Origin of the sequence: Enterococcus sp. AZ088, assembly GCF_051714845.1 — a bacterium.
In the GTDB taxonomy this organism is placed as follows: Bacteria; Bacillota; Bacilli; order Lactobacillales; family Enterococcaceae; genus Enterococcus; species Enterococcus faecalis.
Genome location: NZ_JBIOSQ010000001.1, coordinates 2,676,304 through 2,702,200, shown reverse-complemented (window position 1 = coordinate 2,702,200; position 25,897 = coordinate 2,676,304). Strand labels below are relative to the sequence as shown.

General features: G+C 42.2%; 15 protein-coding genes, 9 tRNA genes, 3 rRNA genes and 1 other annotated feature. Of the genes, 23 read left to right on the top strand and 4 right to left on the bottom strand.

The annotated features are described in order from the left end of the window. Positions 1 to 29 precede the first annotated feature (29 nt). The 3 genes from serS to IGL17_RS12990 form a co-directional block, all read right to left on the bottom strand. A complete protein-coding gene (gene serS / locus IGL17_RS13000; RefSeq protein ID WP_002373670.1) occupies positions 30 to 1,301 on the bottom strand; it encodes a serine--tRNA ligase in 1,272 nt (423 codons plus the stop codon). Between the two features lie 87 nt (positions 1,302 to 1,388). Then, positions 1,389 to 1,595, bottom strand: a binding site (T-box leader). Between the two features lie 40 nt (positions 1,596 to 1,635). Beyond that, positions 1,636 to 2,817: a sensor histidine kinase gene (locus tag IGL17_RS12995; protein ID WP_002363566.1), complete on the bottom strand. Its 1,182-nt coding sequence runs from the start codon at positions 2,815 to 2,817 to the stop codon at positions 1,636 to 1,638. After that, complete coding sequence (locus tag IGL17_RS12990; protein WP_002355963.1) at positions 2,807 to 3,496, bottom strand: response regulator transcription factor; 690 nt, start codon at positions 3,494 to 3,496, stop codon at positions 2,807 to 2,809. Before IGL17_RS12990 ends, IGL17_RS12995 begins: the two co-directional genes overlap by 11 nt. A gap of 665 nt (positions 3,497 to 4,161) precedes the next feature. Between IGL17_RS12990 and IGL17_RS12985 the strand changes: the two genes are divergently transcribed. From IGL17_RS12985 to IGL17_RS12930, 12 genes are all read left to right on the top strand, one after another. Then, positions 4,162 to 5,722 (top strand): 16S ribosomal RNA (locus IGL17_RS12985). A gap of 79 nt (positions 5,723 to 5,801) precedes the next feature. Then, positions 5,802 to 5,874: transfer RNA gene (locus IGL17_RS12980), tRNA-Ala, on the top strand. 176 nt (positions 5,875 to 6,050) lie between these two features. Then, positions 6,051 to 8,963: ribosomal RNA gene (locus IGL17_RS12975) — 23S ribosomal RNA — on the top strand. 96 nt (positions 8,964 to 9,059) lie between these two features. After that, positions 9,060 to 9,175: ribosomal RNA gene (rrf, locus tag IGL17_RS12970) — 5S ribosomal RNA — on the top strand. The 16S, 23S and 5S rRNA genes sit together here with 9 tRNA genes alongside, the layout of an rRNA operon. Before the next feature lie 14 nt (positions 9,176 to 9,189). After that, positions 9,190 to 9,262 (top strand) — tRNA-Val (locus IGL17_RS12965). A 6-nt stretch (positions 9,263 to 9,268) separates the two neighbouring features. After that, positions 9,269 to 9,341: transfer RNA gene (locus tag IGL17_RS12960), tRNA-Lys, on the top strand. A gap of 16 nt (positions 9,342 to 9,357) precedes the next feature. Continuing rightward, positions 9,358 to 9,439: transfer RNA gene (locus tag IGL17_RS12955), tRNA-Leu, on the top strand. A 6-nt stretch (positions 9,440 to 9,445) separates the two neighbouring features. Next, a tRNA-Thr gene (locus tag IGL17_RS12950) sits at positions 9,446 to 9,521 on the top strand. Between the two features lie 4 nt (positions 9,522 to 9,525). Then, a tRNA-Gly gene (locus IGL17_RS12945) sits at positions 9,526 to 9,597 on the top strand. Between the two features lie 15 nt (positions 9,598 to 9,612). Further along, a tRNA-Leu gene (locus IGL17_RS12940) sits at positions 9,613 to 9,698 on the top strand. A 14-nt stretch (positions 9,699 to 9,712) separates the two neighbouring features. Beyond that, a tRNA-Arg gene (locus IGL17_RS12935) sits at positions 9,713 to 9,786 on the top strand. Positions 9,787 to 9,875: 89 nt separating this feature from the next. Further along, positions 9,876 to 9,949: transfer RNA gene (locus IGL17_RS12930), tRNA-Pro, on the top strand. Positions 9,950 to 9,994: 45 nt separating this feature from the next. Here the strand turns inward: IGL17_RS12930 and IGL17_RS12925 are convergent. Then, positions 9,995 to 10,852 (bottom strand): MurR/RpiR family transcriptional regulator, encoded by an 858-nt coding sequence (locus IGL17_RS12925; RefSeq protein ID WP_016617997.1) that lies wholly within the window; start codon positions 10,850 to 10,852, stop codon positions 9,995 to 9,997. Between the two features lie 145 nt (positions 10,853 to 10,997). Here IGL17_RS12925 and IGL17_RS12920 point away from each other — a divergent pair, with 145 nt between their 5' ends. The 11 genes from IGL17_RS12920 (at position 10,998) to IGL17_RS12870 (ending at position 25,891) form a co-directional block, all read left to right on the top strand. Next, complete coding sequence (locus IGL17_RS12920; RefSeq protein ID WP_033624256.1) at positions 10,998 to 12,305, top strand: PTS sugar transporter subunit IIC; 1,308 nt, start codon at positions 10,998 to 11,000, stop codon at positions 12,303 to 12,305. Further along, positions 12,283 to 13,512 carry an aminotransferase class I/II-fold pyridoxal phosphate-dependent enzyme gene (locus IGL17_RS12915; RefSeq protein WP_016617996.1) on the top strand — a complete coding sequence of 410 codons (1,230 nt, stop codon included), beginning with the start codon at positions 12,283 to 12,285 and terminating at the stop codon, positions 13,510 to 13,512. Before IGL17_RS12920 ends, IGL17_RS12915 begins: the two co-directional genes overlap by 23 nt. Positions 13,513 to 13,715: 203 nt before the next feature. After that, the gene (locus tag IGL17_RS12910) at positions 13,716 to 14,183 is read left to right on the top strand and encodes a CtsR family transcriptional regulator (protein WP_002354715.1); all 468 of its coding nucleotides are present in this window, start codon (positions 13,716 to 13,718) and stop codon (positions 14,181 to 14,183) included. Positions 14,184 to 14,185: 2 nt separating this feature from the next. Next, complete coding sequence (locus IGL17_RS12905; protein WP_002378875.1) at positions 14,186 to 16,681, top strand: ATP-dependent Clp protease ATP-binding subunit; 2,496 nt, start codon at positions 14,186 to 14,188, stop codon at positions 16,679 to 16,681. Positions 16,682 to 16,814: 133 nt separating this feature from the next. Beyond that, a complete protein-coding gene (locus tag IGL17_RS12900) occupies positions 16,815 to 17,849 on the top strand; it encodes an FUSC family protein (RefSeq protein WP_002354721.1) in 1,035 nt (344 codons plus the stop codon). Between the two features lie 180 nt (positions 17,850 to 18,029). Beyond that, positions 18,030 to 18,950 (top strand): peptidase U32 family protein, encoded by a 921-nt coding sequence (locus IGL17_RS12895; protein WP_002354722.1) that lies wholly within the window; start codon positions 18,030 to 18,032, stop codon positions 18,948 to 18,950. A gap of 27 nt (positions 18,951 to 18,977) precedes the next feature. Next, positions 18,978 to 20,225, top strand: a complete 1,248-nt coding sequence (locus IGL17_RS12890) for a peptidase U32 family protein (protein WP_002368523.1) — start codon at positions 18,978 to 18,980, stop codon at positions 20,223 to 20,225. Positions 20,226 to 20,248: 23 nt separating this feature from the next. After that, positions 20,249 to 21,811: a PucR family transcriptional regulator gene (locus IGL17_RS12885; RefSeq protein WP_016617993.1), complete on the top strand. Its 1,563-nt coding sequence runs from the start codon at positions 20,249 to 20,251 to the stop codon at positions 21,809 to 21,811. A 137-nt stretch (positions 21,812 to 21,948) separates the two neighbouring features. Then, the gene (locus tag IGL17_RS12880; RefSeq protein WP_002358943.1) at positions 21,949 to 23,223 is read left to right on the top strand and encodes a cytosine permease; all 1,275 of its coding nucleotides are present in this window, start codon (positions 21,949 to 21,951) and stop codon (positions 23,221 to 23,223) included. Positions 23,224 to 23,242: 19 nt separating this feature from the next. Beyond that, positions 23,243 to 24,337, top strand: a complete 1,095-nt coding sequence (locus tag IGL17_RS12875; RefSeq protein ID WP_010820367.1) for a DUF917 domain-containing protein — start codon at positions 23,243 to 23,245, stop codon at positions 24,335 to 24,337. After that, positions 24,338 to 25,891, top strand: a complete 1,554-nt coding sequence (locus IGL17_RS12870; RefSeq protein WP_002365445.1) for a hydantoinase/oxoprolinase N-terminal domain-containing protein — start codon at positions 24,338 to 24,340, stop codon at positions 25,889 to 25,891. It abuts the gene before it with no gap. Positions 25,892 to 25,897: the final 6 nt, after the last annotated feature.

Here is a 25,897-nt window from a genome sequence, read left to right as displayed (position 1 = left end):
GATATCAGACAACGACCTTCATCTTCCCTTTATTTAATAACTGTTAGGTTACCCATGTAAGGAACTAGGACTTCTGGTACAGTTACAGAGCCATCTTCGTTTTGGTAGTTTTCTAAAATAGCAGCGACTGTCCGTCCTACGGCTAAACCAGAACCGTTGAGTGTATGCGCATATTGGACTTTATCATTTTCATCACGGTAACGAATCATCGCACGGCGCGCTTGGAAATCTTCACAGTTTGAGCATGAACTGATTTCACGGTACGTTTCTTGAGCAGGAATCCAAACTTCCAAGTCATAAGTTTTCGCAGCTGAGAAGCCCATGTCACCTGTTGAAAGAGCCATGACACGGTAAGGTAATCCCAGTTTTTGCAGAATTTCTTCGGCATTATTCGTCATTTTTTCTAATTCCTCATAAGAATGCTCTGCATCACTAAATTTAACCATTTCGACTTTATTAAATTGGTGTAAACGAATTAACCCACGTGTGTCACGACCAGCGCTACCAGCTTCAGAACGGAAAGAAGGGCTCAAGGCCGTAAAGTAAATCGGTAAATCCTTGCCATCTAAAATTTCATTGTTGTAGTAATTGGTTAAAGGGACTTCCGCAGTTGGAATTAACGTTAAATCCGTATCTTGTAATTGGAAGACATCTTCTTTAAACTTAGGAAATTGGCCAGTTCCGAACATGGCGGTGTCATTAACGATATAAGGCGTAATCATTTCTGTATAGCCATGTTCATAAACATGTAAATCTAACATGAAGTTGTATAACGCACGTTCTAAGCGAGCACCTAAGCCTTTGTAATAAACAAAACGGCTACCAGCTACTTTGGCACCACGTTCAAAATCTAGAATGCCTAAGTTTTCAGCGACTTCCCAGTGTGGTTTTGGTTCAAAAGCAAAAGTTCTTGGTTCACTCCAACGACGTACTTCTACATTTTCTTCTTCACCAGCACCAACAGGCACAGAAGCATCTGGCAAGTTCGGTAAAGTAGTTGTGATCCCACGTAGCTCTTCGTCAATAGCGTTAATTTCTGCATCTAATGCTTTAATATTGCCGCCGACTTCTTTCATTTCCGCGATTTTGGCCGTTGCATCTTCTTTGTTCCGTTTTAATTGAGCAATTTCAGCAGACACATCATTCCGGTATTTTTTCATTTCTTCGACTTTGACTAATAAATCACGGCGACTTTCATCTAAACGCAGAAATTCCACTAAGATTTCTTCTTTCACGCCACGGGTTTGTAGCTTTGCTTTTACTTCGTCAAAATTTTGACGCATCATTTTTACATCTAACATATTTTTTCCTCCTTAAAATTAGTACATAATCAATAATAACTGTTGTAGAAAACAACAAAAAAGCCATCTCACCCCAAAAATAAATATTCTTGGGACGAAATGACTGGAAATCTCGCGGTACCACCCAAGTTCAGTAATGTTACTGCCCTTGATTTGCAGATAACGGCTGCAGACCGTTCCAACTTATTTCGCTGGACACCTGGAAGAGACGGACTTCTTTATAGATGAATGTTTGCTCGCACCCCCGCAAACTCTCTGGAATTCAGTGCCATAAATACTTTTTCTCTTAGTTTTCTCTTTTCTATAGAATACCGAAAAAGTTCAGGGATGTCAATTAACTCTCTGATTTCTTGTTGGTACGCTGTAAGGGTAGATGAATAATAAAGGAGGTCCACTTTTGATCAGACTTCGCATAAATATATCCACCATGTAAAGCGACAATACTTTGTGCAATAGCCAGACCTAAACCAGTTCCACCCGTTTCTTGTGATCGGGATTCTTCGACACGATAGAAGCGATCAAATAACTGATCTAAAGAATGTTTAGGAATAGCTGGTCCATCATTGCGAACAGCGATAATTGCTTCGGTGCCGACTTTGTCTACTTCCATCACAATATGATGGCCACCTTTGCCATATTTCAAAGCGTTTGAAAGAAGGTTGTTAAAGACTCGGACTAGTTTTTCCGTATCGCCTTCCATCATTAAAGAAGCTGGATTGGCTTTTACTTGGATTTGCATATTAATCTTTTTCGCTTCCAATTCAAAATCGGCAGCAAGCTGTTCAATTAATTGTGCCATATCAAAAGTCGTCGTATGAATCGGTACACTTGGTTGACGGACTTTTGTATATTCAAAAAGATCATCAACTAATAATTTCATTTGTTTCGCTTTGACGTAAGCGGTATGCGTATATTTCAGTAAATCTTCTTGGCTATGAAATTGACGATCTTCAATCAATCCCAGATAACCAATAATAGAAGTTAACGGTGTTCGAATATCATGACTGACATTCGTAATTAATTCATCTTTTGATTTTTCAATTCGCCGTTCATCTTCAATGGCTGCGACAGTACTATCCACTAGACCGTTAATACTCGTCACGACTTTTGCTAAATCACCACTTAATTCAAACGGAATGCGGTGATTGTAATTACCATCAGCGATGTAATGTAACTCACTGATAATATGACGCAATTGCATTTGATGGTAGCGACGAATTAAGCGCCAATAGAGAACAGCTGCATCTACTAAAAAGAAAATGGGTAAGACAAATTTATTCCAGCTCCAAAACAAATCAGTATTTAATTCTTTAGCGACCGCATCCTTAGTGGCCCAGATGACACCAGCTAAGGGCGAGTTTTCACTAAGTAGTTGTCCTAAAAGGAACATAATTGAGACATTTAATAGTAGTAATAAAACAATTGTCACAATTGCTTCTGCTAATAACTCGCTGATTTCTTTAGAAGTTAAGGTAATTCGTTTTTGTTTTTCAATCTTTTTAGGTTTAACGAGCATCGATCTTATATCCAACTCCCCACACTGTTTGAATGACTTTTTCTCCACCAGTTGCTTCTTCAATCTTATCTCTTAAATGACTGACGTGAACCATCACGGTTTTAGCAGAAACAATACTTTCTTGTTGCCACACACGCTCAAAAATTTCATCCGCACTAAACACACGATTTGGATGACTAGCTAATAGATAGAGGATACCAAACTCAAGAGCGGTTAATTGAATTTCTTTTCCTTCTATTGTTTTGACTTCGTGAGAGTCCTTATTAATCATTAATGGGCCGACTTCTAATTCATCGGGTTCTTCTTTGGTTAATTGCATTTGGCTTCTACGTAAAATAGACTTCACCCGAGCCATTACTTCTAAAGGATTAAAAGGCTTGGTGACATAATCGTCTGCACCAGCAACTAAGCCTTTGATTTTATCCATATCGGTTGTTTTTGCTGTTAACATAATAATTGGAATTTGCGATTCTTTTCGAAGTTCTTTCACTACTTCCATTCCATCCATAATTGGCATCATAATGTCCAAGATTAATAAATCGATATCTGGTGTTGTGTGCAATTTGGATAATGCTTCTTTTCCATCATAAGCTTTCACGACTTCGTATCCTTCATTATGAATATAAATACTCAATAGTTCTACAATTTCTTTATCATCATCTGCAACTAAAATTTTCATAAGCGTTCATTTCCTCCATATATAAAAAATCTCTTTTCCATATTTTAACAAATAATTGCTAAAAAGGACAAAATCCTTGATATATTACGATAAATTTAGAAGATTTTGCTAAAAGTTAATAAACTATAGCCAAAAAAGGATGAAAGGGGGTAAAAAACGAACGAAAATACCTATACCAATCATAATAATCGGTATTGAAAAAAAGTTTAAAAAAAGTGAAAATAATGATTGACCAATGCTTGAAATCTTGGTATATTATTACATGTCGCAAGGCGAGTCACACAGCTGAGCGATTCAGAAATCAATAATTAAATAACAATTCTTGATTTCAAATCTCTCGAAAAAAGTTTGAAAAAACAACAAAAAAGTTGTTGACAAATAACAAACGAGATGATAAGATATAGAAGTTGTCACGACAGACAACAACAACCGAGCAAAACAACTTAAAAAACTTTTTCAAAAAAGTTCTTGACATTCAAACGAAAGTTTGTTATGATATAAAAGTTGCTGCGAGGTAACGTAGACCTTTGAAAACTGAACAAAGAATAGACGAACCAAATGTGTAGGGCGTCTTGATTCAATTCAAGACAACAAACATTTTTAACAAGCAAGCAATATGCTAGCAAACAAATTGAGCTTAACAATCGTAAGATTGTTCTAACTTTTATTATGAGAGTTTGATCCTGGCTCAGGACGAACGCTGGCGGCGTGCCTAATACATGCAAGTCGAACGCTTCTTTCCTCCCGAGTGCTTGCACTCAATCGGAAAGAGGAGTGGCGGACGGGTGAGTAACACGTGGGTAACCTACCCATCAGAGGGGGATAACACTTGGAAACAGGTGCTAATACCGCATAACAGTTTATGCCGCATGGCATAAGAGTGAAAGGCGCTTTCGGGTGTCGCTGATGGATGGACCCGCGGTGCATTAGCTAGTTGGTGAGGTAACGGCTCACCAAGGCCACGATGCATAGCCGACCTGAGAGGGTGATCGGCCACACTGGGACTGAGACACGGCCCAGACTCCTACGGGAGGCAGCAGTAGGGAATCTTCGGCAATGGACGAAAGTCTGACCGAGCAACGCCGCGTGAGTGAAGAAGGTTTTCGGATCGTAAAACTCTGTTGTTAGAGAAGAACAAGGACGTTAGTAACTGAACGTCCCCTGACGGTATCTAACCAGAAAGCCACGGCTAACTACGTGCCAGCAGCCGCGGTAATACGTAGGTGGCAAGCGTTGTCCGGATTTATTGGGCGTAAAGCGAGCGCAGGCGGTTTCTTAAGTCTGATGTGAAAGCCCCCGGCTCAACCGGGGAGGGTCATTGGAAACTGGGAGACTTGAGTGCAGAAGAGGAGAGTGGAATTCCATGTGTAGCGGTGAAATGCGTAGATATATGGAGGAACACCAGTGGCGAAGGCGGCTCTCTGGTCTGTAACTGACGCTGAGGCTCGAAAGCGTGGGGAGCAAACAGGATTAGATACCCTGGTAGTCCACGCCGTAAACGATGAGTGCTAAGTGTTGGAGGGTTTCCGCCCTTCAGTGCTGCAGCAAACGCATTAAGCACTCCGCCTGGGGAGTACGACCGCAAGGTTGAAACTCAAAGGAATTGACGGGGGCCCGCACAAGCGGTGGAGCATGTGGTTTAATTCGAAGCAACGCGAAGAACCTTACCAGGTCTTGACATCCTTTGACCACTCTAGAGATAGAGCTTTCCCTTCGGGGACAAAGTGACAGGTGGTGCATGGTTGTCGTCAGCTCGTGTCGTGAGATGTTGGGTTAAGTCCCGCAACGAGCGCAACCCTTATTGTTAGTTGCCATCATTTAGTTGGGCACTCTAGCGAGACTGCCGGTGACAAACCGGAGGAAGGTGGGGATGACGTCAAATCATCATGCCCCTTATGACCTGGGCTACACACGTGCTACAATGGGAAGTACAACGAGTCGCTAGACCGCGAGGTCATGCAAATCTCTTAAAGCTTCTCTCAGTTCGGATTGCAGGCTGCAACTCGCCTGCATGAAGCCGGAATCGCTAGTAATCGCGGATCAGCACGCCGCGGTGAATACGTTCCCGGGCCTTGTACACACCGCCCGTCACACCACGAGAGTTTGTAACACCCGAAGTCGGTGAGGTAACCTTTTTGGAGCCAGCCGCCTAAGGTGGGATAGATGATTGGGGTGAAGTCGTAACAAGGTAGCCGTATCGGAAGGTGCGGCTGGATCACCTCCTTTCTAAGGAATATTACGGAAATACACATTTCGTCTTTACTTTGTTCAGTTTTGAGAGGTCTACTCTCAATCAAATAAGTTCGGGGCCTTAGCTCAGCTGGGAGAGCGCCTGCTTTGCACGCAGGAGGTCAGCGGTTCGATCCCGCTAGGCTCCATTGATAGCTTTTGCTATCAGATTCGTTCATTGAAAACTGGATATTGAAGTAAAAAGAATCAAAACAAACCGAGAACACCGCGTTGAATGAGTTTTTTAATAAGTTCAATTGCTTATTTATTGATTAACCTTCTATCGCTAGAAGAAGTGATCAAGACCCAACCGTAAGGTTGATAAGGTTAAGTGAATAAGGGCGCACGGTGGATGCCTTGGCACTAGGAGCCGATGAAGGACGGGACTAACACCGATATGCTTTGGGGAGCTGTAAGTAAGCTATGATCCAGAGATTTCCGAATGGGGGAACCCAATATCTTTTATAGGATATTACTTTTCAGTGAATACATAGCTGATTAGAGGTAGACGCAGAGAACTGAAACATCTTAGTACCTGCAGGAAGAGAAAGAAAATTCGATTCCCTGAGTAGCGGCGAGCGAAACGGGAAGAGCCCAAACCAACAAGCTTGCTTGTTGGGGTTGTAGGACTCCAATATGGTAGTCTGTTAGTATAGTTGAAGGATTTGGAAAATTCCGCTAAAGAGGGTGAAAGCCCCGTAGACGAAATGCTAACAACACCTAGGAAAATCCTGAGTACGGCGGAACACGAGAAATTCCGTCGGAATCCGCGGGGACCATCCCGCAAGGCTAAATACTCCCTAGTGACCGATAGTGAACCAGTACCGTGAGGGAAAGGTGAAAAGCACCCCGGAAGGGGAGTGAAATAGATCCTGAAACCGTGTGCCTACAACAAGTCAAAGCTCGTTAATGAGTGATGGCGTGCCTTTTGTAGAATGAACCGGCGAGTTACGATTGCATGCGAGGTTAAGTCGAAGAGACGGAGCCGCAGCGAAAGCGAGTCTGAATAGGGCGAATGAGTATGTAGTCGTAGACCCGAAACCATGTGATCTACCCATGTCCAGGTTGAAGGTGCGGTAAAACGCACTGGAGGACCGAACCCACGTACGTTGAAAAGTGCGGGGATGAGGTGTGGGTAGCGGAGAAATTCCAAACGAACTTGGAGATAGCTGGTTCTCTCCGAAATAGCTTTAGGGCTAGCCTCGGAATTGAGAATGATGGAGGTAGAGCACTGTTTGGACTAGGGGCCCATCTCGGGTTACCGAATTCAGATAAACTCCGAATGCCATTCATTTATATCCGGGAGTCAGACTGCGAGTGATAAGATCCGTAGTCGAAAGGGAAACAGCCCAGACCACCAGCTAAGGTCCCAAAATATATGTTAAGTGGAAAAGGATGTGGGGTTGCACAGACAACTAGGATGTTGGCTTAGAAGCAGCCACCATTTAAAGAGTGCGTAATAGCTCACTAGTCGAGTGACCCTGCGCCGAAAATGTACCGGGGCTAAACATATTACCGAAGCTGTGGACTACACCATTAGGTGTAGTGGTAGGAGAGCGTTCTAAGGGCGTTGAAGGTCGATCGTGAGGACGGCTGGAGCGCTTAGAAGTGAGAATGCCGGTATGAGTAGCGAAAGACAGGTGAGAATCCTGTCCACCGTATGACTAAGGTTTCCTGGGGAAGGCTCGTCCGCCCAGGGTTAGTCGGGACCTAAGCCGAGGCCGATAGGCGTAGGCGATGGACAACAGGTTGATATTCCTGTACCAGTTGTTTTTGTTTGAGCAATGGAGGGACGCAGTAGGCTAAGGAATGCATGCGATTGGAAGTGCATGTCCAAGCAATGAGTCTTGAGTAGAGTTAAATGCTTTACTCTTTAAGGACAAGTTGTGACGGGGAGCGAAATAATAGTAGCGAAGTTCCTGATGTCACACTGCCAAGAAAAGCTTCTAGTGAGAAAACAACTGCCCGTACCGTAAACCGACACAGGTAGTCGAGGAGAGTATCCTAAGGTGAGCGAGCGAACTCTCGTTAAGGAACTCGGCAAAATGACCCCGTAACTTCGGGAGAAGGGGTGCTGACTTCGGTCAGCCGCAGTGAATAGGCCCAAGCGACTGTTTATCAAAAACACAGGTCTCTGCAAAATCGTAAGATGAAGTATAGGGGCTGACGCCTGCCCGGTGCTGGAAGGTTAAGAGGATGGGTTAGCTTCGGCGAAGCTCAGAATTGAAGCCCCAGTAAACGGCGGCCGTAACTATAACGGTCCTAAGGTAGCGAAATTCCTTGTCGGGTAAGTTCCGACCCGCACGAAAGGCGTAACGATTTGGGCACTGTCTCAACGAGAGACTCGGTGAAATTTTAGTACCTGTGAAGATGCAGGTTACCCGCGACAGGACGGAAAGACCCCATGGAGCTTTACTGTAGTTTGATATTGAGTGTTTGTACCACATGTACAGGATAGGTAGGAGCCGATGAGACCGGAACGCTAGTTTCGGAGGAGGCGCTGGTGGGATACTACCCTTGTGTTATGAACCCTCTAACCCGCACCACTAATCGTGGTGGGAGACAGTGTCAGATGGGCAGTTTGACTGGGGCGGTCGCCTCCTAAAAGGTAACGGAGGCGCCCAAAGGTTCCCTCAGAATGGTTGGAAATCATTCGAAGAGTGTAAAGGCAGAAGGGAGCTTGACTGCGAGACCTACAAGTCGAGCAGGGACGAAAGTCGGGCTTAGTGATCCGGTGGTTCCGCATGGAAGGGCCATCGCTCAACGGATAAAAGCTACCCTGGGGATAACAGGCTTATCTCCCCCAAGAGTCCACATCGACGGGGAGGTTTGGCACCTCGATGTCGGCTCGTCGCATCCTGGGGCTGTAGTCGGTCCCAAGGGTTGGGCTGTTCGCCCATTAAAGCGGCACGCGAGCTGGGTTCAGAACGTCGTGAGACAGTTCGGTCCCTATCCGTCGCGGGCGTTGGAAATTTGAGAGGAGCTGTCCTTAGTACGAGAGGACCGGGATGGACTTACCGCTGGTGTACCAGTTGTTCTGCCAAGGGCATTGCTGGGTAGCTATGTAGGGAAGGGATAAACGCTGAAAGCATCTAAGTGTGAAGCCCACCTCAAGATGAGATTTCCCATTTCTTTAAGAAAGTAAGACCCCTGAGAGATGATCAGGTAGATAGGTTGGAAGTGGAAGGCTAGTGATAGTTGGAGCGGACCAATACTAATCGGTCGAGGACTTAACCAAAGAATGGATAAGTAAAAGCAACTTGGTTATTTTGATTCAAACTTCAATCCAGTTTTGAGTGAATGAAGATTCAACTCAATAAGAAACAACACCCAGTGTGGTGGCGATAGCGAGAAGGATACACCTGTTCCCATGCCGAACACAGAAGTTAAGCTTCTTAGCGCCGATTGTAGTGAAGGGTTTCCCTTTGTGAGAGTAGGACGTCGCCACGCGAATTGTTGTTTTTGGAGGTTTAGCTCAGCTGGGAGAGCACCTGCCTTACAAGCAGGGGGTCAGCGGTTCGATCCCGTTAACCTCCATTTTTTGAGCCGTTAGCTCAGTTGGTAGAGCATCTGACTTTTAATCAGAGGGTCACAGGTTCGAGCCCTGTACGGCTCATATTCATATTTCATTTGCGGGTGTGGCGGAATTGGCAGACGCACTAGATTTAGGATCTAGCGCCGCAAGGCGTGGGGGTTCAAGTCCCTTCACCCGCATATTTAGCCGGCTTAGCTCAGTTGGTAGAGCATCTGATTTGTAATCAGAGGGTCGAGGGTTCAAGTCCTTTAGCCGGCACCATTTTGCGGAAATAGCTCAGTGGTAGAGCACCACCTTGCCAAGGTGGGGGTCGCGGGTTCGAACCCCGTTTTCCGCTTAGCCAATTCATTACGCCGGGGTGGCGGAACTGGCAGACGCACAGGACTTAAAATCCTGCGGTGAGTGATCACCGTACCGGTTCGATTCCGGTCCTCGGCATTGTTTTATTTTTAGCACCCATAGCTCAACTGGATAGAGTGTTTGACTACGAATCAAAAGGTTAGGGGTTCGACTCCCTTTGGGTGCATAGTTGAGTGATTGACTAAGTTTTAAAAAGGTGCACGTGAGTTTCTTTTTAATTCGATAGTCTTTTTTTATTACTTTAACTTCATAGCTCGGGAAGTAGCTCAGCTTGGTAGAGCACTTGGTTTGGGACCAAGGGGTCGCAGGTTCGAATCCTGTCTTCCCGATTGTGAAAAACAGTACTGATCATCAGTACTGTTTTTTTGTTTTGTTTAAAATTTAAGTATCGAAGTAGGTGTATTTTTTTGTGATGTGTAGTTCTTATCGAAATTGCGACTAAAAATACAGGAATAAAGGACATTGAGAATATATTCGATGGCTAGTTGAGAGGAGAAGGTCGAGACTTTGAAATCTGCATGTTCAACGTTAGGAATGGGCAAAATCACTGTGGCGTATTTAGCTAATTGGCTGTTCAAGTCTGAAGTAATGGCAATAATCGGGGTGCCTCCTTCTGCAAAAATCCGTGCTTCATTTACGATTTCTGCAGTGTTACCACTGTAAGAGACGAGGATGGCTACGTCATTTTTGGTGGCATTGATGGCTAAATAAAATTGTTCAGCTTGATAAGGGATTAAATGGATAAATAGCTGAATGCGTAATAACTTTGTTTGAAAATCCGTTAAGCGAATGTAGGAGTTACTGACACCCACTGCTAAAATATTTTCAGCGGTTAAAAGTAAATCAATGCTTTTATTTAACATGGCCTCGGTTAATAACTGTTGAGTGGATTGAACGGTTTCAGTCGTTAACTGCGCAATTTTCTTGGCAATTAGTAAATCAGAATCTTGAGCTAAAAAAGGCATATTCGCATCAACATTCCGAATTGCCTGGTAGTGAATTTCTAAGTCGCGGGACAAGCGGATTTTAAATTCTTTGAAACCGCTAGTATCTGTTTTTTTACACAAACGAACAATCGTGGAGGTTGAAGAGTTGGTGGCTTCTGCTAGTTCATAAATCGACATATGCAGGACTCGTTCAGTATGAGATAAAATAAAATCAATAATTAGCCCTTCGTTATATGTATAGCGTTCTTTTTGTTCTAAACATTCGATTAGATTCAATGGGTTCACCTCTCTGTGGTACTTTGTTTCGCTTTCAGTATACCTTAAGCGTATGAATTATGAAACATAGTTACAGAATCAGTTAGTTGTATTTACATCAGAAAGCGGTTTCTTTATGATGAGGATATCACAAAGGATTAAGGAGAGAAGTGAAATGGATAAGTTAACAAACTGGGTGGAGCAAACCGTAGTGCCTAAAGTTTCAAGGATTACAAGTTTACGTTATTTTCAAGCCTTAAGAAATGGTTTTTTTGCAATTATGCCGTTAACAATTATTGGATCGATTTTTATGTTGATTACAGATTTTCCAGTAGCAGGGTATGGCGATTTTATGGCTGGAATTTTCGGTGCAGGTTGGGCGGATATGATTTCACCAGCTTATCGAGCAACTTTCAACATGATGGGAATTATTTTTGCTGGGACGATGTCCTATAAATTGGCGGAAAGTTACGAAATGGACCGTTTAACTTCATTAATTTTAGGAATTGTCGCTTACGTAGTCGTTTTACCGAAAACGGTGACCACTGAATCAGGCGAAGTTGTGACGAAAGTTTTATCGTTTGATTGGTTAGGAACGCAAGGGGTGATTACGGCCATTATTATGTCAATTCTTTCGGTTGAGTTGACTCGTTTCTGTATTAAGAAAAAATTAGTCATCAAAATGCCTGACAGCGTGCCTTCTATGGTGAGCCAAGCTTTTAGTGCATTGATTCCTGGGATTTTTGTGGTAGCGGTGGCTTTATTGATTAATGGGATTGGGCTTTCGTTTGCGGATTCCTTCCCGCAATTAATTTATGCGGTGATTCAAGCGCCACTGCAAGGTTTAATCGGAACCCCTTTTGCAATTATTATTGTGGCTGGCTTAAATGGATTGTTCTGGTGGTTTGGGATTCATCCAACTGTCATCAATTCCATGTTATATCCTATTTTATATGCGAATGCAGACAAAAACCAAAGCTTAGCGGAATTAGGACAATTAACTGCTCAAAGTGGCAACTTTGGCACGGTCCAAATGCTCGATCAATTTGCCACAATTGGAGGCGCTGGTTGCACGATTGGCTTGGCTATTGCAATGGCCATCGTCGGACATTCATCTAGAATGAAAGCCATGTCGAAAATTTCGTTTGTTCCAGCATTTTTCAACATTAATGAACCCTTGATTTTTGGACTCCCAGTTATTTTTAACCCTTTATTATTGATTCCGATTGCGGTCGCGCCGATTGTATCGGTCTTGATTGCCTTTCTGTCAATGAAAATTGGGTTCATGCCAATGTTTACAAACATTCAAGCACCATGGGCTACGCCCTTTCTGTTTTCGGGCTTTTTAGTGGGAAAATGGCAAGGTGCAGTGACGCAAGTTTTAGCTGTTGCCGCTAGTGTCGTTATTTATTATCCATTTGTAAAAGCCTTAGATCGACAATATCAAAAAGAAGAAGCCCATGAAGTACCAGAAACATTGTAGAGAAAGAGGAGTGAAGGAAATGCATGTTGAGAATGATGAAAATATTTGCTGTGAAGTGGAAAAAGGAATGGAAAAAATGTATCATCCGATGGTGCCCGAGTTGGTTCAAACCTCTTCCTTTTATTTTCCAACTTACGAAGAATTTATGGCGGCGAGTATAGATGAAAAAAATAATTATGTTTACACACGTGGCACCAACCCCACAACAGAAATTTTAGAGAAAAAAATTGCTCGTTTGGAACGTGGAGAAAAATGTAAAGTTTTTGCCTCAGGAATGGGCGCTATTTCGGCAACGCTGTTTACGTTGCTCCAACAAGGTGATCATGTTTTAATGGTCAATACAATTTATGGAGAATCTGTTTCGTTTGTGCAATATTTAGAGAAATTTGGCGTATCCTTGACCAAGGTAGACGTTGCAGAAACAGAAGAACTTTTTCAATTTGTTCAGGAAAACACCAAAGTCATTTACTTTGAAAGTCCGTCCTCACAAAAGTTTGAACTGCTAGATTTAGAAAAAATAACTGCGTTAGCACAAAAAATCGGCGCATACACTGTCATTGATAATACGTGGGCGTCACCGTTATTTCAGCATCCTTTATGCCATAATGTGGACCTGGTGATTCATTCTTGTTCCAAATATATTGGTGGTCATTCGGATATTGTAGCAGGGGCTGTCATTGGCAAAGCAGCGCTTGTAGATCAAATTTTTGAACATGGTCATCAAGCATTAGGCGCAGTCAATAGTCCCTTCAATTCTTGGTTAGCGTTACGAGGTATTCGTACCATGCCCGTTCGGTTGGCGCATCAGTCTCAAGCCATCCAAACGGTGCTGTCGGCTTTGCAAAAGGATCCGCGAATCAGTCGCTTATATCATCCTTTTGTAGGAAATCAACAACAACAAGCGTTAGCAGAAAAATATTTAACAGGTTATGGCTCCTTGTTTGCGATTGATTTAAAAGATACCGATTTTGAACGTTTGAAAACATTTGTGAACGCATTGACGCTGGTCACAATTGGGGTCAGTTGGGGTGGCTTTGAAAGTTTGGCCTTGCCTGTATTCAAAGGCAATAACTTGACGGCTGTTCAGAAAAGAGGCTTGTCGCCAGCGCACATTCGCATGTACGTTGGTTTGGAAGAGCCAACATCTATTATCGAAGATATTCAACAAGCCTTGGATCAAGCCTACGGCGAAGAAACGCTTTTGTGAGACATTAAGGCGGAGCCATTGTCTGCCTGTAATTCAATAACATATTTTCATTTTTAGGAGGGGAACTTAAGTCAGTTTGACTGAGGTTACTCCTCCTGTTTTGCATTTTTTTATTAAAGTCAAAGCGTTCCTCTTTATTTAATAGGCAAAGTTCGATATAATAATGGTCAATATTAGTCAAGAGAGAAGAAGGATGGAAGACTATGAGTAATCAAAATACGTCAGATTTAATCGAGGCTTATTTAAAAAAGATTTTAGAAGAAAGTAATAAAATTGAAATCCGTCGGGCGGAAATGGCTAATTTATTTAATTGCGTTCCTTCACAAATTAACTATGTAATTAATACACGTTTTACCATCCAACGAGGCTACGCAGTTGAAAGTAAACGTGGTGGAGGCGGCTATATTCGCATTGTCAAAGTACAAATTTCAGATAACGATCAATTACTAAAACAAATGGATCAATTGATTGGCGCAACCTTAACAGAAAAAGATGCGCTAACATTTATTCAAACATTGTATGAAGAAGAAGTGATTACGAAAAAGGAAGGCAATTTAATGCTAGCTGCTTTAAGTAAAAGCACATTAAATGGTCTGGGGAATCACGAAGATTTTCTAAGAGCTCAAATAATGCGTTCATTTTTAGAGCGCTTGAGCTATGAGGAGGAATAACTATGGATGAACTATTTACAGAAAGTGCGAAAGCCGTACTGGCGATTGCCCAAGAAGAAGCGAAGTATTTTCGTCATCAATCCGTCGGTTCTGAGCATTTATTATTAGCACTCGTTTTAGAACCGAATGGGATTGCCGGAAAAACATTACGACAATTGAATACTGACACAGAAGACATCCGTGAAGAAATTGAGCATTTAAGTGGCTATGGCACCATGCAAAGTCCAATGGGGAATAACAACTTATACTTACCTTATTCACCAAGAGCCAAACAAATCTTTGCCTATGCTGGAGATGAAGCGAAGCGCTTAGGGGCTCAAAAGATTGGTACTGAGCATTTATTATTAGGCTTGTTAAGAGACGAAGAAATTTTAGCGTCTAGAATTTTAGTGAATTTAGGATTAAGCTTATCCAAAATGCGTCAATTATTATTGAAAAAAATGGGCGTTTCCGAACCCAATGGCGCACAACGTCGTCGGAATGGTCAAAATAAAAATGCGCCACAAGGGACGCCAACATTGGATTCTTTAGCAAGAGATTTAACCAAGTTAGCACGAGAACAAAGCTTGGATCCAGTAGTTGGTCGCGGGACCGAAGTCCGTCGTTTGATCCAAATTTTGAGTCGCCGTACCAAAAACAATCCTGTCTTAGTCGGTGAACCAGGTGTTGGGAAAACAGCGATAGCAGAAGGGTTAGCCCAGAAAATTGTCAACCGGGAAGTCCCTGAAGATATGCAAGGCAAACGTTTAATGATGCTAGACATGGGTGCCTTGGTTGCTGGAACCAAATATCGAGGTGAGTTCGAAGATCGCTTGAAAAAAGTTGTCGATGAAATCTATCAAGATGGACAAGTCATTTTATTTATCGACGAATTGCATACCTTGATCGGTGCTGGCGGTGCAGAAGGGGCGATTGATGCTTCAAATATTTTAAAACCTGCTTTAGCACGTGGCGAGTTGCAAACAATTGGTGCGACAACTCTGGATGAATACCAAAAATATATTGAAAAAGATGCCGCTTTGGAACGTCGTTTTGCCCGTATTCAAGTAGCAGAACCAACGCCAGAAGAAGCAGAAGAAATTCTAAAAGGCTTGCGTTCACGCTATGAAAAACATCATGGCGTAGAAATTACAGATGAAGCTCTACATGCAGCGGTTCAATTATCGATTCGCTATTTAAATGACCGCCAATTACCAGATAAAGCAATTGATTTAATGGACGAATCTGCAGCAAAAGTTCGTTTAGATAAGGCAGATCAACCTTCAGAAATTAATGAATTGCGTACCGAAATTTCTCAATTAATTACGGAAAAAGAAGAGGCCATTCAAAACCAATCATTTGAAAGTGCTGCTCGGATTCGTCAAAAAGAAAAACAAGTGATGGAAAAACTAGAAGAATTGATTGCAGTGAAAGAAAAAAGTCTGTCTGGTTACAGTACACAAGTAACAGAAGAAGACGTGGCTGGGGTTGTTTCACAATGGACAGGCGTTCCTTTGCAGCAGCTAGAGAAGAAAGAAAGCGAACGATTGATGGAATTAGAAACCATTTTACATCAACGGGTCGTTGGCCAAAATGAAGCAGTTGAAGCTGTTTCACGCGCTATCCGTCGTGCGCGTAGTGGCTTGAAAGACCCAGCAAGACCGATTGGTTCCTTCATGTTCTTAGGACCAACTGGGGTTGGGAAAACAGAACTTGCCAAAGCCTTAGCCGAAGCGATGTTTGGCAGCGAAGAAGCTTTGATTCGCGTGGACATGTCTGAGTTTATGGAAAAATACAGTACTAGCCGTTTAATCGGTTCTCCTCCAGGTTATGTCGGCTACGAAGAAGGCGGCCAACTAACTGAAAAAATTCGTCAACGTCCTTATTCCGTTATTTTGCTAGATGAAGTAGAAAAAGCCCATCCAGATGTCTTTAATATTTTATTACAAGTCTTAGATGATGGCCATTTAACGGATGCCAAAGGACGAAAAGTCGATTTCCGTAACACGATTTTAATCATGACCTCCAACTTAGGAGCAACAGCGATTCGTGAAGAAAAACATGTCGGCTTCAATGTGAAAGACATTTCTAAAAATCATGAATTAATGCAAAAACGAATCATGGAAGAATTGAAAAAAGCCTTCCGTCCAGAATTCTTAAACCGAATTGATGAAACGGTTGTATTCCATTCCTTGAAACAAGAGGAAATTCATGAAATCGTGAAAATTATGAGTCAATCTGTCGTGAAACGGATGGCCGAACAAGAGGTTAAAGTGAAAATCACACCAGCTGCAATTGAAGTTATTGGTAAAGTCGGGTTTGATCCAGAATATGGCGCACGTCCAATTCGTCGGGCCTTGCAAAAAGAAGTGGAAGATCGTTTAAGTGAAGCCCTTCTTTCTGGTCAAATTCAGTTAGGGGATAAAGTAACTTTAGGCGCTAGCAAAGGCAAAATCACGTTAAATGTGCGGGCACCAAAAGCACCAAAGACAGAAGCGAAAGAATTACAAACTGTATAGATGAGATGCGAAGTCTGGTACAAAAACCATTTAGGGTTTTTATGCCAGGCTTTTCTATTTTCCAGTGGCGATTTCTTTTTGAGAATTGCCAGATTGATTTTTCTGTGCTACGTTAATAAGGAGGGGTGATGGAATGGAACAATCTTTTTTTCGAGAATTACTACATTATCAGCGTCCAAAGGATAATCCTTTTCGACTAGTGTTTGCTGGCTTGGTTATGTTCAGCATTCTTTTTTTGGGCTATATCAATCATCAATTATTGATTTCAAGCTTTGGCTCGTTAGGTATTTTTACTTTTTTATATTATCAGCCGTTACCATTAAAACAGTTAATGACTCGTTTATCTGTGGTCGGTAGTTACCTTTTTTTAGGAAATTTGTTAGGCATGTTATCGACCCATATTGCATGGCTCATTCCCATTGTTGTTGCACTGGTCGGTTTTGGTGGCCGCTTTTTCTTTGAAGTCTACGATATTTCAAAACCAGGGGCCTTCTTTGGTGTGATGGTGACAGCGATGGGTGCCAGTACGAGTATTCCGTTAGCAAAAATTCCGTTCATGAGTGGCTGTATGTTATTAGGCATTGGCTTTTCCATTTTGTTTGCACTAGTGTTGCATTTTACAGAGAAGGAAATCAGTGCCCCGCTAGCTAAGCGATCATTACGGGAACGAATTTATCGGCATCCAGAAGCGCCATTAGATAGCATATATTATAGCTTTGTCTTATTTTTTGCTGTATATATCAGCGAAAGTTTACATTTACAGAATCCGTATTGGTTAGTCGTTTCCTGTGCATCCATTTTACAAGGAGACAATTTACGTGCGATTAAGCAGCGAAATATTCAGCGAATTTTTGGCACAACGATTGGATTGGTTATTTCCGCTTTTCTGCTTAATTTAGCTTTGACAACTTTTGAATCGATTGTCGTGATTACAATCTTATTTGTGACCGTTGAGTATTTTATTCGTCGTAATTATGGATTGGCGCAATTTTTCACAACGCCTATGGCTCTGATGCTTTCATTGCTCGTTCGTCAGCAGTACGTGATAACGTTGATTCAATTCCGCTTTTTGGGGATTGTTTTAGGCAGCTTGTTAGGCTTAGCGGCAGCGTGGCTATTCACCGTTGTAGTAACGTTTTATGAACGAAAATACCACTTGAACGAGTGACCAAAGAACAGATGACCAGTAATTAAAAAAAGAGCATTTGGTAGGTAAGCGGTTGGCGCTTTTCTACCAAAATTTTTTTCGGAAACATTGTGAAAAATGTACGTTTAATACAGATAGGCTCTTTTAAAGTTTGTGAACGTATGATACTATTAAACGGTCATAAAGAAGGAGGCTATATTTATGATTGAACTGATTGCAACTGCAGAATCTGTTGAGCAGGCTGTAGAATTACTCGCAACAGGTGTGGATACATTATATATTGGAGAAGAAACATTCGGGTTGCGTTTGCCCGTATCTTTTACACGAGATGAACAACGCGAGATTGTGAAACGTGCACATGAAATGGGCAAACAAGTGCTAGTTGCAGTAAATGGCATTATGCACCCTGAAAAAATGAAATTAGTCCCAGAGTATCTGACATTTTTAAAAGAAATCAACGTCGATAAAATTACTTTGGGTGATCCAGGGATTGTGTTTATTATGCAACGAGATGGATTAGAAATTCCTTACGTTTATGATGGCGAAACCTTAGTAACGAGCTCACGTCAAATCAATTTTTGGAGTAAACGAGGAGCCATCGGAGCTGTCCTAGCTCGGGAAGTACCTTTTGAAGAAATGGTCGCAATGGAAGAAAACTTAGCAGTTCCAGCTGAAATTCTTGTCTATGGGGCGACCTGTATTCATCAATCGAAACGCCCATTAATTCAAAATTACTACAATTACACAAAGAACGACAAAGGGGTTACGAAAGACGAAGGGCTGTTTATTTCTGAACCCAAAAAACCAGAAACCCACTATTCCATTTATGAAGATAGTCATGGTACGCATATTTTTGCCAATAACGATGTGAACTTGATGAATGAGTTAACAAACTTGTATGACCATCACTATCGTACATGGAAGCTCGATGGCCTTTACACGCCAGGTGAAAATTTTGTCGCGATTGCTCGCTTATTTGCTGAAGCGAAAGCAGCACTTGAAGCGGGAACTTGGTCAGAAGATCAAGCAGCTCATGCAACAGCTGAAATTGAAAAATTACATCCAACAGGTCGTGGCTTAGACAATGGTTTCTTTGATTTAAGTGCCGATGCAATAAAATAAATTGATTCATTTAAGGGGAAGAAGAACATGAAAGTAATGACAGAACGAACATTGAAGCGTCCCGAGGTGTTGGCTCCAGCCGGGACGCTAGAAAAACTAAAAGTCGCAATTCGTTACGGTGCCGATGCCGTTTATATCGGAGGGAATGCCTACGGTCTGCGTAGCCGCGCAGGAAATTTCACGCCAGAAGAAATGGCGGAAGGCGTAGCCTTTGCCCGCGAACATAATGCGAAAGTTTATGTCGCTGCCAATATGGTCACTCATGAAGGAAACCAGGAAGGGGCAGGAGCGTTTTTCAGAGAATTGCGAGACATCGGAATTTCAGCTGTGATTGTTTCCGATCCAGCTTTAATCGAAATTTGTGCGACAGAAGCACCAGGTTTACCTATCCATTTATCGACACAAGCTTCAGCAACTAATTATGAAACATTAGAATTTTGGAAAAATGAAGGCTTAGAACGTGTGGTTTTAGCGCGCGAAGTTTCAATGGAGGAAGTTGCAGCGATTCGTGAAAATACGGACATTGAAATTGAAGCCTTTATTCATGGAGCAATGTGTATTTCTTATTCAGGTCGTTGTACTTTATCCAACCATATGTCGATGCGGGATGCCAATCGTGGCGGTTGCTCTCAATCTTGTCGTTGGAAATACGAGTTATTTGATATGCCTTTTGGGACAGAACGTCGGAGCAAAACCAGTGAAGGGGAAGTTGAAGAAGAGTTTTCAATGAGCGCCGTAGATATGTCTATGATTGAACATATTCCAGAATTAATTGAAAATGGTGTCGATAGTTTTAAAATTGAAGGCCGCATGAAATCCATTCACTATGTTTCGACAGTCGCTAATGTGTATAAAAAAGCCGTCGATTCTTACATGGAAGATCCTGAAAACTATGTCTGCCAACAAGAGTGGATTGATGAATTATGGAAAGTAGCACAACGTGAATTAGCAACTGGTTTTTATTACAATACACCAAGTGAAAATGAACAATTATTCGGCGAACGTCGTAAAATTCCACAATATAAATTTGTTGGCGAAGTGATTGCGTACAACGAAAAGACGCAAGTCGCGACAATTCGTCAACGGAACCTTTTCAGTGTCGGCGATGAAATTGAATTTTATGGTCCCGGGTTTACCCATTTCCACCAAACCGTTAAAGAGATGTATAATGAAGACGGTGAAGCGATCGATCGGGCACCTAATCCCATGATGTTATTAACAATGGAAGTGACGCAACCTGTTGCAGTCGGCGATATGATTCGTAAGAAAAAATAAACCAGCCAAAAGGAGGAGTAATTATGAGTGTCCGCGTGAATGATTTATTAAAATTACCGTCTTTGCGAGAAGCAACGGTACTTTCTGGTAAAAACCAATTGGACACATCTGTTGCTTCTCTTTCTTTTTTAGAAGTCTCTGATATGTCTTTGTTTTCGGAAAAACTTCACAAAACAAATGAATACCATGCTGGCGAAATTTTGATTGGTTCATTTTGTGCCATTCGTCATGATGTGGTGAAGCAATGTGAAACGATTCGGCATCTCCATGAATTAGGCGAAGTAGGCCTAATCTTGTACTACGTTGGGATTATCGTACCGAAAGTTGCAGAGGAAGTGATTCAATTAGCGGATTCTTTAGGTTTTATTTTAATCCAAATGCCTAAAAATGATCCCACATTACGCTACAACGAAGTCATTTATGAAGTCATGAAATTGTTAGTCAATAAAAATAAAATGGCTTCTTTTGCAACGGACCTCTTGGAAAAAGTTTCCCTTTTGCCTGAACAAAACCGCAGTGTGGAAATGACCTTGAAAATCCTATCCGATTTTTTAAAAGTCAACATTGCGTTAACCACCTATACCAATGAAATCATCAGCACCATCAATTGGCCGCGAAGCACGAAATTACCCTTAACCAAGTTACTTTATCAATCACAAGAGAAAGTAGCGCTAGGAGAAACGACCTACTTCATTACCTCGCAAAAACTTCCTCAGAAAGATGGACAAACATTGAAGCTTTACTTCATTCGAGAAGAAGAGCAGTTAACCTCTTTTGAGATGAATCAAGCGGTGGAAGTCGTTCAGATGGCTCTGAATTTATGGGGGAAAAACTATGACGAAGTCAGTGAGTATGCCTTAGTCCAAGCAATCATTAACGATGAAAGTGATAAGATGTACCAATTAGCCAAAAAATTAATGATTGATATTTCTTCTGTCGAAACGATGTGGCTTTTGCCTATTTGGCAACAAGGACAAGAAATCCACGCTATTCAGCAAGATTTGAAAGATTTCCTACGTTACTATTACCAAACAACGATTGTCCAGCAAACAGAAAATTACCTGATTGTTCTCTTAGGTAATTATTTACACAAACAGCCTGAAGCCACGATTAGTAAAGAATACTTGCAAGCCACAGACTATCAGGACTATTTAGGTGAAATCATCCTTTGTCCGAAAGTTCGTAACACGACTGAAGTGCGTGTCAGCTACCAAACTGCTAATCAAGTCGCGCCGTTTTTAAAGCGTGTCTATCCACAAAGAAAAGTGTTATCAATCGCAGAAATTCGTACAGTTCAACAAATGATGACGTATCTCCAAGCAGGAGAAGAAGCAATCCAACAACGCTTAGCAGTTATCCAACCTCTCTTAAAAGAATCAGAACAGTTAATGACATTAGGGACGTTTTTACTAGATGCAAGTAGTGATTTTAAAGAATGCGGAGAACGCCTATTTGTTCATAAAAATACGGTCAAATATCGTATCAGTAAAATTAATGAAGCGCTCGGCTATGATATGACCAACGCCGCCGAAGCCTATGAAGTCTATTTGGCGATGATCTTATATCGCTTGGTCACGAATGAATGAATGAAAAAAGCAGACAATCGGCAGTAGCCGATTGTCTGCTTTTTTATTTTAAGCCAAAACTTCCTTGATATTTTTTTCAATTTGAAAAAGACCTATGACTGATTTTTCGTTATAATTGAAAAAATAATTAAGGAGGAATGAGAATGAAATTAAAAAACGAGCAACAACAATCGTGGCTTAGCTTAGCATTTGTTTGGGCGGGCGCAATGATTAGCGTGCCAGGATTAATTATTGGAGGAACGTTAGTTGCAGGCATGCCTTTATGGGAAGCTTTGTTAACAGGATTTATTGGTTACGGTATTATTGTTATTTTAATGATTTTACAAGGAATTCAAAGTTCCGACTTACAAGAACCTTCTGTCAAAGTCGCTTCTCAAGTGTTTGGCATTCAAGGTTCGCAAAAGATTATTTCCATTATTCTAGCGATTGCTTGCTTAGGTTGGTTTGGTTTGCAAGCCAATGTCAGCGGCGGCGCTTTCACGAACTTTTTAAAAATTTACGGCATTGATTTACCTGTGTCGCTTTCTTCCTTAATCTGGGGAGTTATCATGCTTATTTCGGCTCTTTATGGCATAAAAATATTGAAAATTCTGAATTATTTTGCGGTTCCTGTGTTAGTTCTGGTTTGTCTTTATGGCTTGGTGGCTTCGTTAAGAAACAACGGTTGGGAAGCTGTTAGTCAATATACACCTCAAACAGCAGGAAGCTTTATGTCAGGTCTTTCAATGACTGTCGGTTCTTTTGCATTAGGCGCAGTAATTGCTGGAGATTACTCTCAGTATGTTTCTTCTCGTAAAGATGTGGTTAAAGCGGCCACCTTAGGGATTTTACCGACAGGCTTGTTGATGATTGGCGTTGGTGCGGTCTTGACCATTGCTTCGAACACCGCAGATATCACGGAAGTTTTTATGAATCTCGGTTTTCCAGTTTTAGGAATTATTGCGCTAATTTTAGCAACTTGGACCACGAATGCCGTGAATGCTTTTTCTGGCGGACTGGCCTTGATTAATGTCTTTGATATTCCAAAAGAAAAAGAAAAAGTCGCTGTCGGTGCGGCCGGCGCCATTGGAACCTTATTAGCAGTTGTGGGGATCTTAAATTACTTTACGCCGATTATGTCTGTCCTTTCTGCGATGGTGCCACCAGTGGCTGGTGTAATGATTGCTGCCTATTGGTTGATTAACAAAGGCGATCGAACCAAATGGCAGCCAACGCCTGGCGTGAATAAATTAGGTGTTTTTTCATGGCTAATTGGTGCTGCAGTGGGGGGCATTCCGGTGATTATGAGTTTCTTTCCCAATGCCCCTCAATTGCCTAACCAACCGCTAATTGGCATTGTTTTATCGTTTGTTATTTATTATTTCGGTGCAAAACGTCAACAGACGAACACCGAATCATTAGAAATGGAATGAAGAAGAGGAGTGTCGGAGAATGCGTTATTTAGATGCAGAAGCAATTGAGAATATAGCCACAGGAGCAGCTTTTTTAGGGACAGGAGGTGGCGGTGATCCCTATATTGGTAAAATGATGGCTTTGTCCGCCATCGAAGAAAACGGACCTGTCAAACTGGTTTCTCCAGAAGAGATAGCTGCGGAGGATTTTTTCCTACCTGCCGCAATGATGGGTGCCCCATCTGTCGCAATTGAAAAATTTCCCAAAGGCGACGAATTCGTCCGTGTCTTTGAGAAGTTAGGAAAATATTTAGACCAAGAAACGATTGCGGGGACCTTTCCAATGGAAGCTGGGGGCGTCAATTCAATGATTCCAATTGTTGTTGCAGCGAAGCTAGGCATTCCCTTGGTGGATTGTGATGGTATGGGTCGGGCCTTTCCAGAATTGCCTATGGTAACGTTCCATTTGAATGGGATGTCAGCGACCCCTATGGCAATTACCGATGAAAAAGGAAATATTGGCATTATGGAAACGATTGATAATACTTGGACAGAACGTCTTGCTCGTGTTCAAACAGTTGAAATGGGCGCCAGTGCTTTAGTGAGTATTTATCCCGCGACAGGCAAACAATTACAAGACTATGGTATTCACAACATCGTGACATTATCAGAAGAAATTGGCAAAGTGATTCGAGGTACCTATGCAGATGAACAAGAAAAACGCCAAGCATTAGTAGAAGTTACGGATGGCTTTGAATTGTTCCAAGGAAAAATTCTAGATGTGGAACGAGAAGTAAAAGGTGGCTTCAATTTGGGACGTGTCAAATTGAGTGGCTTAAACAGTGATGCTGGTTCAGAAGCAGTCGTCCATTTTCAAAATGAAAATTTAATTGCCGAGAAAGATGGTCAGGTGATTGCGATGACGCCTGATTTGATTTGTATGGTAGATTTAGAAACTTTAACGCCTGTGACAACAGAAAGCTTGAAATACGGCAAACGTGTCCAAGTAATGGGCTTGAAAGCGAATGCCGCTTGGCGAACGAAAAAAGGTATCGAAACAGTGGGTCCTCGGTATTTCGGCTACGAAATGGATTATCAACCACTAGAAAACTTAGTAGCGAAGGAGGAAAAATAAATGTATAAAATCGGTATCGATGTCGGCGGCACAAATACAGATGCTGTTATTTTAGATCATCAATTAAACTTGATTCATTCAGTGAAAGTTCCAACAACCGATGATATTCAAACAGGGATTGCCGGTGCCTTAAATAAAGTCTTGGCAGAATCAGCAGTGGACCCAACCAAAGTCACACATGCAATGTTGGGCACGACCCAATGTACGAATGCCATTGTTGAGCGAAAAAAATTAGCAAAAGTTGGGGTCCTTCGTTTGGGCTATCCAGCAACCGCTTCGGTCTTGCCTTACACAGCTTGGCCCAAGGATTTAGTGGCCACTCTTTCAGAAACGTATGCTTTAGCACATGGCGGCTACGAATATGATGGACAACCATTGACTGCACTGGACGAAGAAGAATTACGTGGGATTTTGGCCTCTTGGCGAGGAGAAGTAGAGGCAATCGCAGTAATTGGCGTTTTTTCTTCTTTAAAAAATGACCAAGAATTGTTTGTTCAAGCACTTGCGAAGGAAGTGTTAGGGGCAGATGTTCCTGTATCTTGCTCCTCAATGATTGGGTCTGTCGGTTTAATTGAACGGGAAAATGCGACAATTTTGAATGCTGCGTTGCACAAAGTAATTAAAGTGACCAGCGAGGGCTTTGAACAAGCCTTAGAACAAGAAAAAATTCATCACGCCCAAGTGTACTTATGTCAAAATGATGGTACGTTAATGTCGTTAACGTATGCCAAACAGTTTCCTATTTTAACCATTGCTTGTGGACCAACCAATAGTATTCGTGGGGCTTCTTACTTAGCCGGCTTGAAAGATGCGGTTGTTTTAGATGTTGGTGGCACAACGTCAGACATTGGCGTGTTAGTGGATGGCTTTCCAAGAGAATCTTCACTGGCCGTTGATGTTGGCGGAGTACGGACCAATTTTAGAATGCCAGATATCGTGTCAATCGGTGTCGGCGGCGGCAGTCTAGTGCGTGAACAACCAGATGGTTCTGTGACAGTTGGCCCCGATAGTGTCGGCTACCGTATTACACAAGAGGCCCTTGTTTTTGGCGGCACACAATTAACGACCACTGATATTGCGGTTCGCTTAGGCCATGCCCAAGTTGGTGATCCTAGTAAAGTGGCTCATTTAGACCAAGCGTTTGCGGAAAAAGTGTACCAAAAAATTGGCGAATTGGTCAGTGAAGCGATTGATCGCATGAAAACCAGTTCCGCAGACGTGACGGTCGTTTTAGTTGGTGGTGGGAGTATTATCATCCCCGAAGAATTGACAGGCGTTAAAGCGCTAATTCGCAACGAAAACGGGGCAGTGGCGAATGCCATCGGTGCCTCTATCGCTCAGATTAGCGGACAATACGAACAAATTTATGTCTATTCAAAAATCCAACGAGACGCGGCATTGGCCGATGCCCAAGAAAAAGCCGTCCAACAAGCTGAACTTGCGGGTGCAGTCCCTGGCACAATCGAGTTAGTCGAGGTGGAAGAAACACCACTCGCCTATCATCCAGAAAATGCAACCCGCTTACGAGTAAAAGTGGTTGGGAACATGTATTAAAAGAAA